The organism is Mesorhizobium sp. B2-3-12 (assembly GCF_006442205.1).
Lineage (GTDB): Bacteria > Pseudomonadota > Alphaproteobacteria > Rhizobiales > Rhizobiaceae > Mesorhizobium.
The window spans coordinates 164,947-177,920 of record NZ_VFVR01000006.1; the positions used below are offsets into that span (position 1 = coordinate 164,947).

General features: G+C 63.7%; 14 protein-coding genes. 1 reads left to right on the forward strand and 13 read right to left on the reverse strand.

From position 1 onward, the window contains the following. Window positions 1-111: 111 nt before the first annotated feature. Window positions 112-990 (reverse strand): ABC transporter substrate-binding protein, encoded by an 879-nt coding sequence (locus FJ948_RS18665; protein ID WP_246677555.1) that lies wholly within the window; start codon window positions 988-990, stop codon window positions 112-114. 253 nt (window positions 991-1,243) lie between these two features. On the opposite strand from FJ948_RS18665, the gene FJ948_RS18670 reads away from it, so the two are divergent. Next, complete coding sequence (locus FJ948_RS18670) at window positions 1,244-1,816, forward strand: NADPH-dependent FMN reductase (RefSeq protein ID WP_140706903.1); 573 nt, start codon at window positions 1,244-1,246, stop codon at window positions 1,814-1,816. A 14-nt stretch (window positions 1,817-1,830) separates the two neighbouring features. Here the strand turns inward: FJ948_RS18670 and FJ948_RS18675 are convergent, their stop codons facing one another. The 12 genes from FJ948_RS18675 to FJ948_RS18735 form a co-directional block, all read right to left on the reverse strand. Further along, entirely contained in the window at window positions 1,831-3,042 is a 1,212-nt protein-coding gene (locus FJ948_RS18675; RefSeq protein ID WP_140706905.1) for an MFS transporter, read from the reverse strand. After that, on the reverse strand, window positions 3,039-3,539 hold the full coding sequence (gene nusB / locus FJ948_RS18680) for a transcription antitermination factor NusB (RefSeq protein ID WP_140706907.1): 501 nt from the start codon (window positions 3,537-3,539) through the stop codon (window positions 3,039-3,041). The genes FJ948_RS18675 and nusB overlap by 4 nt, the downstream gene beginning before the upstream one ends. Continuing rightward, complete coding sequence (ribH, locus tag FJ948_RS18685) at window positions 3,536-4,030, reverse strand: 6,7-dimethyl-8-ribityllumazine synthase (protein WP_140706909.1); 495 nt, start codon at window positions 4,028-4,030, stop codon at window positions 3,536-3,538. Before ribH ends, nusB begins: the two co-directional genes overlap by 4 nt. Before the next feature lie 252 nt (window positions 4,031-4,282). Further along, the gene (locus tag FJ948_RS18695) at window positions 4,283-4,795 is read right to left on the reverse strand and encodes a GNAT family N-acetyltransferase (RefSeq protein ID WP_140706911.1); all 513 of its coding nucleotides are present in this window, start codon (window positions 4,793-4,795) and stop codon (window positions 4,283-4,285) included. 2 nt (window positions 4,796-4,797) lie between these two features. Continuing rightward, entirely contained in the window at window positions 4,798-5,097 is a 300-nt protein-coding gene (locus FJ948_RS18700; protein ID WP_140706913.1) for a DUF1778 domain-containing protein, read from the reverse strand. A 52-nt stretch (window positions 5,098-5,149) separates the two neighbouring features. Then, complete coding sequence (locus tag FJ948_RS18705) at window positions 5,150-5,767, reverse strand: riboflavin synthase (RefSeq protein WP_140706915.1); 618 nt, start codon at window positions 5,765-5,767, stop codon at window positions 5,150-5,152. A 6-nt stretch (window positions 5,768-5,773) separates the two neighbouring features. Continuing rightward, the gene (ribD, locus tag FJ948_RS18710) at window positions 5,774-6,910 is read right to left on the reverse strand and encodes a bifunctional diaminohydroxyphosphoribosylaminopyrimidine deaminase/5-amino-6-(5-phosphoribosylamino)uracil reductase RibD (RefSeq protein ID WP_140706917.1); all 1,137 of its coding nucleotides are present in this window, start codon (window positions 6,908-6,910) and stop codon (window positions 5,774-5,776) included. Window positions 6,911-6,912: 2 nt separating this feature from the next. Continuing rightward, window positions 6,913-7,392, reverse strand: a complete 480-nt coding sequence (gene nrdR, locus FJ948_RS18715) for a transcriptional regulator NrdR (RefSeq protein WP_127281280.1) — start codon at window positions 7,390-7,392, stop codon at window positions 6,913-6,915. Between the two features lie 160 nt (window positions 7,393-7,552). Further along, window positions 7,553-8,131 carry a hypothetical protein gene (locus FJ948_RS18720; protein WP_140707304.1) on the reverse strand — a complete coding sequence of 193 codons (579 nt, stop codon included), beginning with the start codon at window positions 8,129-8,131 and terminating at the stop codon, window positions 7,553-7,555. Between the two features lie 98 nt (window positions 8,132-8,229). Further along, window positions 8,230-9,543, reverse strand: coding sequence for a serine hydroxymethyltransferase (gene glyA / locus FJ948_RS18725; protein WP_140706919.1), 1,314 nt, complete (start codon window positions 9,541-9,543; stop codon window positions 8,230-8,232). Window positions 9,544-9,719: 176 nt separating this feature from the next. Further along, complete coding sequence (locus tag FJ948_RS18730) at window positions 9,720-11,360, reverse strand: Na+/H+ antiporter (protein ID WP_140706921.1); 1,641 nt, start codon at window positions 11,358-11,360, stop codon at window positions 9,720-9,722. Window positions 11,361-11,495: 135 nt separating this feature from the next. Next, a complete protein-coding gene (locus FJ948_RS18735) occupies window positions 11,496-12,749 on the reverse strand; it encodes a L,D-transpeptidase family protein (protein WP_140706923.1) in 1,254 nt (417 codons plus the stop codon). Window positions 12,750-12,974 lie beyond the last annotated feature (225 nt).

Below are 12,974 nucleotides of genomic sequence, written 5' to 3' on the forward strand. Positions count from 1 at the left end.
CGCTGTAAAAAGAAACGAGGCGCACAAACTGCCAATCTCCCCCCTCGAGGGGGAGATGTCCGGCAGGACAGAGGGGGGCGCCTCGCACCGACGTCACTTATCGACGCGCAGCTACTTCAAAAACCCGTTCTTCTTCAAAAAGTCTTCGGCGACGCCCTTGACCGGCTCGCCGCCGACCTGGACGCGGCCGTTGAGCTCCTGCAGCGTGACGAGGTCGAGCTTGGCGAAGACCGGCTTCAGCAGCGTCTCGATCTCCGGGTGCTCCTTCAGCACGGATTCGCGGATGATCGGCGCCGGCTGATAGACCGGCTGCACGCCCTTGTCGTCGGTCAGCACGACGAGGCCTGACGAGGCGATGCCGCCATCGGTGCCGTAGACCATGGCGGCATTGGCGCCGCTGGTCTGGTTGGCGGCGGCCGCGATGGTCGCGGCGGTGTCGCCACCCGAGAGCGTGATCAGCTGGTCGGGCTTCAATGTGAAGCCATAGGTGGTCTGGAAGGCCGGCAGAGCCGCCGCCGAATTGACGAACTCGGCGGAAGCCGCGAGCACCACCTTGCCGCCGCCGGCGACATATTTGCCGAAGTCCGACAGCGTGACCAGCTTGTTCTCGTCCGTCACTTCCTTGCGCAGGGCGATCGCCCAGGTGTTGTTGGCCGGCGCAGGCGACAGCCAGACGATCTTGTTGGCGTCGTAGTCGAGCTTCTTGGCCGTCTCATAGGCCTTGGCCGCATCCTTCCATGCCGGATCGTCGGCCTTCTCGAAGAAGAAGGCGGCATTGCCGGTATATTCGGGATAGATGTCGATCTCGCCGGCGGTGATCGCCTTGCGCACCACCGGCGTGCCGCCGAGTTGGATGCGATCCGTGGTCTTGATGTTGTTGGCGTTGAGAACGAGCTGGATAATGTTGCCGAGCACACCACCCTCGGTGTCGATCTTCGAGGAGACGACCACCTGAGCGCTCGCGGACGCCGCCGTGATGGCGAGCGCCATTGCCGCGCTGGCCAGAACCTTGACTGAAAACATTGTGAAAACCCCTTGCTGTGAACCGGAATGCGGTGGCCGCATATGAGCATGGCTTCAACGGCCAGTCGGGGCACACGGTTTCATAAGAAGGGGGATCAGCGCAATATTTTTGTTCCGGACGCGCGGATTTCGGCCCGACAGCGACAGCAGGCTGGCGATCTGCCGACATTCGGCGGATAGTGCAGCCGGGGATGCGGGCGGCAAACACGGAGAGCGTGTCATGGCCATACACAAAGTCGGTTATCTCATCGGCAGCCTTGCCCGGGAATCCATCAACCGCAAGCTGGCGAAGGCGCTGGTTCAACTTGCCCCGCCGGAACTCGAAATGACGGAAATCCCGTTCAAGGATCTGCCGCTCTACAGTTACGACTATGATGCCAATTTCCCACCGGCCGCCCAGGCTTTCAAAAAGGCGATCGCCTCCGTCCAGGCCGTGCTGTTCGTCACCCCGGAGTATAACCGCTCGATCCCTGGCGGACTGAAGAATGCAATCGACTGGGCCAGTCGGCCCTATGGCAAGAATTCATTCGCGCGCAAACCGTCGGCCGTCATCGGAACATCGCCGGGCGCCATTGCCACCGCTGTCGCCCAGCAAAGCCTGCGCAGCGTTCTGAGTTTCTGCAACTCACCCCAGATGAATGCGCCCGAAGCCTATATCCAGTTCACGCCGGGGCTGATCACTGACAATGGCGAGGTGACGGTTGAGTCCACCGAGGATTTCCTGCGCAACTACATGGCTGAGTTCCACATGTTCATAGCGCGGGTGCTTCAGGTTCTGCCGCCGGACGCATAACTTTCGAACTGGCGTCAGGCCGGCCGCAAGCTCGTCATCTTCAGCGCGCCGAGTGCCACGAAGCAAAGCGCGGCGACCGGAAAGATCATCCAGTTGAGCATCGTCCAGCCCCAGGCGTTGTAGACCATCCCCGACAGCAGTGATGCGCAGGCGACGGAGCCGAACAGCACGAAGTCGTGGAAGCCCTGGACCTTGCCCTTTTCGGAAGGGTGGTAGCTGGCGGCCACCATGGCGGTGGCGCCGATGAAGGCGAAATTCCATCCAAGGCCGAGCAGGATCAGCGCCGTCCAGAATTGCCACAGCGCCAAGCCCGACAAGGCAACGATGGCACAGCCGATCAGCAGCAGGAGACCGATGGCGACAATGCGCTCAGCGCCGAAGCGATGGATCAGCGAGCCGGTGAAGAAGCTTGGCCCGAACATGGCCATGACGTGCCAGGAGATGCCCAGCGTTGCATCGTCCTCGGACAGGCCGCAGCCGACCATGGCAAGCGGCGCGCCGGTCATGACGAAACTCATCAGGGCATAGCTGCCGACGGCGCAGAACAGTGCGGCCACGAAGCGCGGCCTGGTGACGATTTCGGCCAAGGGCCTGGTATCGCCGCCGACACTGTCGACCTTGCCAATGGCCTTGGCCGGCAAACGCAGGAACGACAGGATGATGGCGCCCGCCGCGGCCAACACCAGGATCGACGCGAACGACCCGGCAAACATCACCGGAGCGAACAGCTCGCGGGTGAAAATGACGATCTGCGGCCCCAAGATGGCGGTGATGATGCCTCCGGCCAGCACGAAGGATATGGCGCGCGCCTTGAATTCAGGCGGTGCGTTGTCGGCGGCGGCAAAACGGAACTGCTGCACGAATGCGCCACCGACACCAAGCACGAGCAGTGCGAACGCGAACAGCCAGAAACTTGCATGGAAAAGCGCAAGGGTGGCGACCAAACCGCCGATCGCGGTGACCACGGTGCCGGTCATGAAGCCGCCGCGCTGACCCAGCTTGCGGATGATGGCCGCCGCCGGCAGGGCGCCCAGCGCCACGCCAAGGTTGTAGCCGGTGACCGGCGCGGTTGCCAACGACTTGTCCGCGGCCAGCAGATATTGCCCGGCCAGCGCGCCCATGGAGATGGCGATGGGCGCCGCCGAGCCGATAATCGCCTGCGAGGCGGCGAGGATCAGCGCGGTGCGCCGCGCCTCCCTGCCCGCCTCGACGGCGATGGCCGTCACGAAGCGTCCTTGCCCCGGCCCTCGCCACGCACCCGGCGTGACACACGGTCGAGCACGGCGTTGACCAGCTTCGGCTCGTCTTCCCCGTAGAAGGCCTTGGCGATATCGACATATTCGGTGACGATGACCGCGACGGGCACATCCTCGCGCTTCATCAACTCATAGACGCCGGCGCGCAGAATGGCACGCAGCGTGGAATCGAGGCGCGACAGCGGCCAGTCGTCGGTCAGCGCCTGTCGGATGATCGGATCAATGGTCTTCTGGTTCTCGACGACGCCCGCCAGGATGGCGCGAAACCACTGCGCGTCCGCCTCGCGATAGAGCGCACCGTCGACTTCCTTGCCGAGACGGAACGCCTCGTATTCGGCGGTGATCTCGAACACGCCGCTGCCGGCGACATCCATCTGGTAGAGCGCCTGCACGGCGGCCAGACGGGCGGCGCCGCGCTTGTTGGCGTGGCGTACCGCGGGCTGCCCTGGCGAAGCGGGTTCGCTCACGATTGCGCTCCCAGTTTCTCCTTCAGCGCGATCATGGTCAGCGCCGCACGCGCGGCAAAGCCGCCCTTGTCGCCTTCCGAGCGCTTGGCCCGCGTCCATGCCTGCGCGTCGTTCTCGGTGGTCAGGATGCCGTTGCCGATGCAGAGCGAGTCCTGCACGGAGAGGTCCATGAGCGCGCGGCTGGATTCATTGGCGACGATGTCGAAATGATAGGTGTCGCCGCGAACGACGGTGCCGAGCGCGACGAAACCGTCATACTCCGTCCCGCCTTCGGCCATGCCGTCGAGCGCGAAGGTGATCACCGCGGGAATTTCGAGCGACCCGGGAACGGTGACGACGTCGTAAGTCGCGCCCGCTTCCTCGAGCGCATTCGTCGCGCCGTCGAGCAGCGCGTCGGCAAGGTCGTCGTGAAAGCGTGCCTCGATGATAAGCAAATGCGCTTTCGCCTTCGGGCGAATGAAGGCTTTGCCGTGTTGGGATGTGCCAGCCATAGAAGTCTCCGGGGGTTGCCGGTGACTTAGGCCGAAGCCGGATTGATCGCAAGCGGAAGATTGCCGGAGGCGAGTCGGGCCTATTCCCTCTTTGGGCAAGGCGCCGAGACCGGGCAGTCCTTACCAAGGCTTTCAGCCCAGGCAAGAACGGCTTCGTGATCCACCACATGGCCGGCATCTACATCGGCCAATGCATCCCGCGTGAGCCGCTCTTCCTCGTCGGAATTCCTGCTTTCCATCACGGTCGCTTCCTCATTTGAACAGCTCAGCGATATCGGTCATCGGCCTGAAGAGCTTCATCGGCTGGTCCGGGAACGGCAGAAAGCTCTCGCGTTGATAGAAGCCCTGCGCATCTTCATCCTTGGCATCAACCAGAACGGCGAACGAAGCAATCTCGCTCCTGACGCAACGGGACAGAGCATCAGCCAGTAGGTAACGGCCGTAGCCCTGCCCCCGATACCGTCGATCAACGGCGAGACGCCCCAGCAACGTGGCCGGAATGAGTGGGTAGCGGGGAAGCTTGCGAACGGTTTGGGCCGGCCAATCGCCGATAGCCACGGCGGTTGCGGACAGCGTGTAATATCCGGCCACAGTTCCGTCCGGCAAAACAAGAACAAATGGTGCCGCGACGTTCTTGCGCGCATCTTGTCCGGCCTGCATTCTGAAATATCGATCAAGCGCCTCCGCGCCGCTCTCGAAAGACGCCCTGTCGTGCCGCGGACCAAGCACCTCGACCCGAAGAGCACCCTCGACCGAACCGATCACCTTCAGGTACCGGTGGCTTGACGATAGCGGCGTACTGTCTCTCGCAGACGATCATTCACGGGTTGAGGATTGATCAAAGCATCCACGAAGGCGCGACTATCGCGGACGGAAAGATCGAGGCGCTGATGCTCCTCGATGGCTCGGCGGGCTGCTTCCTGGACGCTGGTCAGCACAAAATCGGTCACCGTCCGGCCCTGCAGGGCAGCGGCATGTTCAATAAGGCTCTTCTGATCGGCGGTGATGCGTGCCTCCAGACGTTCGCCACGGATACGGCTGCGACTAGGGCGAGCATGTGCTGTCATTGTCTTTACTCCTGAAGACAATGTACGGCCATTAGCCGGCAACTTCAAGGGCTCACAGCCCCTCTTTCGCCGCCTCAGCCAACCGCGCCGCGTACCGCGCCATGGTGTCGATCTCCAGATTGACGCGGTCGCCGGCCTTGCGTTCGCCCCAGGTGGTTACGGTCAGCGAATGATGGATCAACAGCACGTCGAAGCGGGCACCCTCGACCCTGTTGACGGTGAGCGAGGTGCCGTCGAGCGCGACGGAGCCTTTCGGCGCGATAAATTTCGCCAGATCGCGCGGCGCTTCCAGCGTGAAGCGCACCGCGTCGCCTTCATCCCTGCGCTCGACGATCTCGGCGGTTCCGTCGACATGGCCCGAAACGATGTGGCCGCCGAGTTCGTCGCCGATCTTCAACGCCCGCTCCAGATTGATCCTGGTGCCCGATTTCCAGCCCGCCGCCGTCGTCAGCCTGAGCGCCTCCTCCCAAGCCTCGACCTCGAACCAGCGCGCGTTCGACCCGCTGTCAGGCAAGGCAGTGACCGTCAGGCAGACGCCACCGCAGGAGATCGAGGCGCCGATGGCGATGCTCTCGGGGTCATAAGCGGTGTCGATGCGCAGTCCCACCCCTTCCCGCAGTGGCTTGAGGGCGGCCACGGTGCCGATATCGGTGACAATCCCGGTAAACATCGATCGCTATCCCTGAAAATCCCTGATCCATTCGGCGTAGCCGTCTTCGCCGAACCGCATCTCGCGCAGCTTGCGAAACCCTGCCGGGATATGGTCGGCGTCGACGGGCGATGCAATGCCGTCGCCGCCGATCGCTTCCGGTCCCTGGAACAGCACGATGCGGTCGACCAGGCCGTCGGCCAGGAAGGCGCTCGCCACCTTGGCGCCGCCCTCGACCAGCACGCTTGCCATGCCGAGCGCCGCCAGATCCTCGAGCAGTTCCGGCAATGCCACGCCGCCCTCGTGCGTCTCCGTGCCGATGAAGCGCACGCCGGCGCGTTCAAGTGCCGCCCGGCGCTGCGGATCGGCCTCCAGGCAAGCCGCGACATAAAGCGGCACGCGATCGACGCCCGACACAAGCTTCGAACCCTCCGGCAGCCTGATCTGGCGGTCGAGCACGATGCGGGCGGGCGAACGGTTCTCCAGCCCGGGCAAACGCACCGTCAGCGCCGGATCATCTTCAAGAGCCGTGCCGATACCGACCAGAATGGCGTCGGCCTCGGCCCGCATCAGGTAGACTTCGCGGCGCGCCATGTCGCCTGTTATCGCGACCTGGCCGGCGCCTTCCCGGCCGATCTTGCCGTCGCTGGAAAGCGCAAGCTTCAGAATCACTTCCGGGCGTTTTTTCAGGGAGCGAATCAAATAGCCCGCCATCTGCTCGGCGGCTTCGGCGGCCATGACTTTTTCAACCACCTCGACACCGGCGTCGCGCAGGATGGCATAGCCCTGGCCGGAGACCCGCGGATCGGGATCGCTGGCCGCACCCACGACACGGGCGATGCCGGCATTGACCAGCGCATTGGCGCAAGGCGGCGTGCGGCCGTGATGCGCGCAGGGTTCCAGCGTGACGTAAGCGGTGGCGCCGCGCGCGCGTTGCCCGGCCTCGGCAAGCGCCTCGGTCTCGGCATGCGGACGGCCACCAATCGCGGTCACGCCTGTACCGACAATCATCGGTCCCGAGCCGTCGTCACGCACGATGACGGTGCCGACGGAAGGGTTGGTCGAGGTTCGGCCGGCATTCCTGCGCGAAAGCCTCAGGGCCGCAGCCATGAAACGGCGATCAAGGGCCGCTTGTTCGGCCTCGCTGCGTTGCGGTGCTGCCATGCTTAGCCGGCGTCCTCTTCACTCTTGTCTTCGTCGCCCTTCAACTCGCCGAGCAGCTCGTGGAAATCCTTGGCCTCACGGAAATTGCGATAGACCGAGGCGAACCGCACATAGGCGACATCGTCGAGCGATTTCAACGCATCCATGACCAGCCGGCCGACCTCCCCCGAGGCCACTTCCGTTTCGCCGGAGCTTTCCAGCTGACGCACGATGCCGGTCACGGCGCGGTCGATGCGCTCGGGATCGACATTGCGCTTGCGCACGGCGATCTCGACCGAGCGCAACAGCTTGTCGCGGTCGAACGGCACTTTTCGTCCCGATTTCTTGACCACGACGAGGTCGCGCAACTGCACCCGCTCGAAGGTGGTGAAACGGCCACCGCAATCGGGGCAGACACGCCGCCGGCGGATGGCCGCACCGTCCTCGGCGGGGCGCGAATCCTTCACCTGCGTATCTTCGGACTGGCAATAGGGACAGCGCATGGAAAGCCTTGGGTTCGCGAATCTGGTGAGGCGAAAAGGCTTAGTGCCTTTCCGGTGCGGTTTGAAGCAGTTCCGTATTGTCCGGGGCCTGCCGCGCCTCAGAGATAGCGAGGCGCGAGCAAGATTGCCAGCGCGGCAAGCAGTTGCTCCGGCCAGGCCGTTAAGGCGCAACGTCCTTGGTCGGGAAGCCGCAAGATGCGCCGAGGTTGCGATAGGCCTTCGTGAAACCGTCCATCGGTATGCTGGCGACGGCCTGCTTGCCGAAAGCCACATCGAGCGAGGTAACCTGGCGCATGGCGCGCAGCAGCGCGAGACTTGTCTTGGCCTGGTTGTCGATCGTCCAGCTCGGACGGCCGTTGACGGCGTCGTTGGAATAGACCGTCGTCGAAACCTTGACGCCGGGATCACCAAAGGTCGCGGCGATCTTTTTGCCGGTTACCAGGCTCTTGTTGTCGATGGTGATCAGGATCGCCGGATAAGCATCGGGCGGCAGCGCATCGCCGGTCGAAATCGACAATGTCAGCGTGCCCGAATTGCCGCCCGCATCGAAGAACGCCGTGGAAGCCGCGCAGGTCTTGTGCGCGTCCTGGCCGGTGTCGAGCGTATCGACCATGGTTGTCCATCGGCCGAAAGTGCTGGTGGCAGGCATGTCCGGAGCGGGCTCGGTCTGCGCCAAGGCGCACCCGCAAACGGCAAGCCAACCGATAGCGCCAAGTGAAGCAAGACAAAAACCGCGCATCATCAAGTCTCCAGTTCCATGCGTCGCCCGATCATGGGTGACGCACTGCCGTGGATAAAAGATGACGCTTCGCGCCTGGTCAACCGAGATGAGGATGGTCAACCGAGATAGGGATAGAGCGGGAAGCGGTCGGTCAATGCAACGACCTTGGCCTTGACCGCGGCCTCGACAGCAGCATTGCCTTCGTCGGAATTGGCGACCTTGAGACCATCCAGCACTTCGGCGATCAGCTTGCCGATCTCACGGAATTCGGCCTGGCCGAAGCCGCGCGTGGTGCCAGCGGGCGTGCCCAGCCGTACGCCCGACGTGACGAAGGGCTTTTCCGGGTCGAAGGGGATGCCGTTCTTGTTGCAGGTGATGTTGGCGCGGCCAAGGGCCGCTTCAGCGCGCTTGCCGGTGGCGTTCTTGGGTCTGAGGTCGACCAGCATCAGATGGTTGTCGGTGCCGCCCGAGACGATGTCGAGGCCCGTCTCCTTGAGGCTGGAGGCAAGCGCCTTGGCATTGGCGGCGACGCTTTCGGCATAGACCTTGAAGCTCGGCTTCAACGCTTCGCCGAAGGCCACTGCCTTGGCCGCGATGACATGCATCAGCGGGCCGCCCTGCAGACCGGGGAACACCGCCGAGTTCATCTTCTTGGCGATGTCCTCGTCATTGCACAGGATCATGCCGCCGCGCGGGCCGCGCAGCGACTTGTGCGTGGTGGTCGTCACCACATGGGCGTGCGGCAGCGGCGAGGGATGCACGCCGCCGGCGACGAGGCCGGCAATGTGGGCCATGTCGACCATCAGGTAAGCGCCGACCGCGTCGGCGATCTCGCGAAAACGCTTCCAGTCCCAGATGCGCGAATAGGCGGTGCCGCCGGCCAGGATCAGCTTCGGCTTGGTCTCGTGCGCGGCCTTTTCGATGGCGTCCATGTCGAGCAGGTGGTCTTCCTTGCGCACGCCGTAGGAGACGACCTTGAACCACTTGCCGCTCATGTTGACGGGCGAGCCGTGAGTGAGATGGCCGCCGGAATTAAGGTCGAGGCCCATGAAGGTGTCGCCGGGCTGCAGCAGCGCCAGGAACACCGCCTGGTTCATCTGGCTGCCCGAATTCGGCTGGACGTTGGCGAAATTGCAGCCGAACAACTTCTTGGCGCGCTCGATGGCCAGTTCCTCGGCCACGTCGACGAACTGGCAGCCGCCATAATAGCGCTTGCCCGGATAGCCCTCGGCATATTTGTTGGTCATGATCGAGCCCTGTGCCTCGAGCACGGCGCGCGAGACGATGTTTTCCGAGGCGATCAGTTCGATCTCGTGCCGCTGGCGACCGAGCTCGTTGCGGATGGCACCGAAAATCTCCGGATCGGCATCTTCCAGCGTTGTTTCGAAGAAGGATTCGAATTTGTTCGACGCCGCCGCTGCAGTTGCCATGGCCTGAAAATCCTCCGGTTTGGGATCACTATCCACACATATCGCTGTCCCAAAAAGCGCTGCTCACTTTTGGGGCGACATCCACTGGCGCGCCATTAACACAGTTGTTTTGGCCTCGCCACGTTTACGGCGCGAAATTTGCTGGCCGGTTTGCGCCAACGGATCGCGGCGGATCGCTATTTCCTGTCCCGGCGCTGCTTCAGCAAGGCCTCGGTCAAGGTGATTTCGGAAAACAGCGCACGCATCGTGTGATCGTTGATCTCCTGGCTGCGGAACATCGCGCGCAACGCGGAGCGCTCGGCTTCGATGCCCGCCGCCCTGAGTTCCAGCTCCAGCCTGCCGGCTTCGCGGGCCTCGGCGCGGGCCTCGTCGGCTTCGTCGGAGGCCGCGATGCGCCGCCGGTAGCCGGCGACGATGCTGTCGGCGACGGCCAGCCGGGCCTCGACCGCCTCGCCCTCGCCTGCCTCGTTGGCGATGCTTTCGATCCTGGCAATCGCCGCATTGGCGGCGCCGACGCGCGCCCGGCGCTCCTCCGCGGCGGCCGGATCCTCGCCCGGCTGAACGAGGCCTCGCGCTATCCTGGGCAAGGCAAAGCTGGCGATGACGAGCGAGCAGATGATGACGCCGGCGGCCAGGAAGATCACCACGTCGCGTGCCGGAAAGGGTGAGCCGTCCTGCAAAGCCAGCGGCAATGACAGGATGCCCGCCAATGTGATGGCGCCGCGCACGCCGGCCACGGAGCCGGCGAGCCGTACGCGAAATCCGAAAGGCTCGACCTCGCGCTTGCCCAGGCGCGCCGCGATCGCCTGGGCGATGTCGCCGATCCAGATCCAGAGGAAGCGCAGCCCGATCAGGCAGAGCGTCAGGATCAGCACCGTCGCCACCGGCTCGATCAGCCAATGCCGGCTGGACAGTTCCGGCGGGACCTTGCGGATGATGTCGGGGAGCTGGAGGCCGAGCAGAATGAACAGGGCGCCGTTGAAGACGAAAGTGAGTGTCGCCCACAATGACAGGGTCTGCATGCGCGCCGACACGCCGAGGTAGCGGTACATGCCGGAAGCCCCGGTCAGCAGGCCGGCGGTGACCGCCGCCAGGATGCCGGAGGCACCGACATGCTCGGCGCCGAGATAGGCAACGAAAGGCAGCAGGATCATGACCAGGACCTGCGCCTCGGCCGGCACGCCGCCGATGCGGTTGAGCAGCTGCAACGCCTTGGCGGCAATGAACAAGGCCACGACACCGGCCAGGATACCGGCGGCGACGGCGTAGAGGAAACCGAGCGAGGCTCCGGCGAGCGAGAAGCTGCCGGTCAACGCCGCCGCCACCGCGAAGCGGAACATGACCAGGCCCGACGCGTCGTTGAGCAGCGACTCGCCCTCCAAGATGTGCATCAGCCGGGACGGAACCACATTCCTGTCGACGATCGAGGACACCGCCACGGCGTCGGTCGGCGACAGCACGGCGGCCAGCGCGAAAGCGACGACCAGCGGAATGCTCGGCACCAGCCAGTGCAAGGCATAGCCGAAGCCGACAATGGTGAAGAAGACGAGCCCGATGGCGAGATCGAGGATCGGCCCCCGCAAACCGATGAGCTCACGTTTGGGCGCCGCGAAGGCGTCACCGAACAGAAGCGGCGGGATGAACACCAGCAGGAAAAGTTCCGGATCGATCTCGACATGCAGGCCCTTAGCGGGCCAGGCGAGGGCCGCGCCAATGGCGATCTGCAGCACCGGCAGCGGCACCCGAACCAGCCGGACGAGCGCGCCCGACAACGCCACGAAGACAAGCACGACGAGAATGAAGAGGGCGACGTCCATGGCGCGATTCCGGCTGTTTGACCGACCATGCGCAATCGCCGGAGCTACCAGCCGGGTCGGACGGCTGGAAATGGCGGCAGGCCCGCAACAAAAAAGCCGCCCTGAGAGCGGCTTTTTTTCAAAAATATCAGAACGTTAGAGCGAAGACGTGATCTGCAGCTCGCTGGCGCCGTCGAGCGCGTAGACGTCGTCGCGGAACTGGACCACGCCCGGTCCGGTCGACCAGGCCGACAGATAGAGGAAATGCACTGGCACCGGGTTGGTGACCTGGATCGGCGTGTTCTGGCCGGTCTTGATGGCGGCCTCGAAATGCTGGCGATCCCAGCCGGGCGTGTCGCGCAGGATCCAGGTGACGAGATCGCGCACGTTCTGGACGCGCACGCAGCCCGAGGAATCGAAGCGCATCATCTTGCCGAACAGGCTCTGCTGCGGCGTGTCGTGCATGTAGACGCCGTCCGGGCTCGGGAAATTGATCTTGACCGATGCCATGGCGTTTTCCGAACCGGGATCCTGACGGAAACGGTACTTGGCGGCATCGTCGGTCGACCAGTCGACGTTCATCGGATCGACTTCGCTGCCATCGGGCGCGAACAGGCGGATATGGCTGTTCTTCAGATAATCGGGATCCTTCCGCATCAGCGGAATGATGTCCTTGCGCACGATCGAGACCGGTGCGTTCCAGTACGGGTTGACGATGATCTCGTTGATCTTGGAATTGACGATCGGCGTCTGGCGGTCGATCTTGCCGACGATCGCGGTGTGGCGAAGCACGACACGGTCGTTCTCGACCGCTTCGACCTGCGCTGCCGGAATGTCGACCAGCACATAGCGGCTGCCCAGCGTGCCGGCCTTCTCCTTCAGCCGCTGCAGATTGGTCTGCAACTGGCCAAGCCTGATCTGCGCCGACACGTTCATCGCGGCGTAGGTGTATTTGCCCATCGAGCCGTCGGCCGGCAGGCCATGGCGCAACTGGAAACGCTTGACCGCCGAGTCGACATAGGAATCGAAGGCCGTCGAAATGCCGGCGCTCTGCGACAGGTCGCCCGCAACCATCAGGCGCTTGCGCAACGGCACCACGTCCGGGTCGTCGACGCCGAGCTGAAGCTTCTTGGTCGCGGGAACATCCGTCCAGCCGCCCTGCGAGACAATGTTCTGATACTGCGCTACTGCCTGTTCGGTGAAGGCAACCGTCTGCGGGCTGAAGATCGGCAGCGTCGAGGCCACTTTGCCGCCTTCGCTGGCACGGGCGTCGAACTGATCGTCCCAATTGCCGCGTGCGGAGGATTTCAGGATATCTCCGATCACATCCTGCGCATTCGCGCGTCCGGCCACCACGGCGGCGGCGAGCGCGGAAGCTCCGGAAAGGAAAAAGCGGCGGCTGGTTCTCATGGACGTTCCAGACATTCTTGTAGCGGTTCGATCACTTGCTGCGTCGATCATCGGGCGATCTCGCCCGCACTCTAAAATTGGCAATCTTAACAATTAGCCAACCATGGTCCGTGTCACATTGGCGAAAGAACGCACGAAAGCGAGACGGATTGCGGGCGGACGCATGGTCTTCACCACAGCATCACTACCACTCTCGGTTCCATTGGAATATGGCGGCAACGTGGC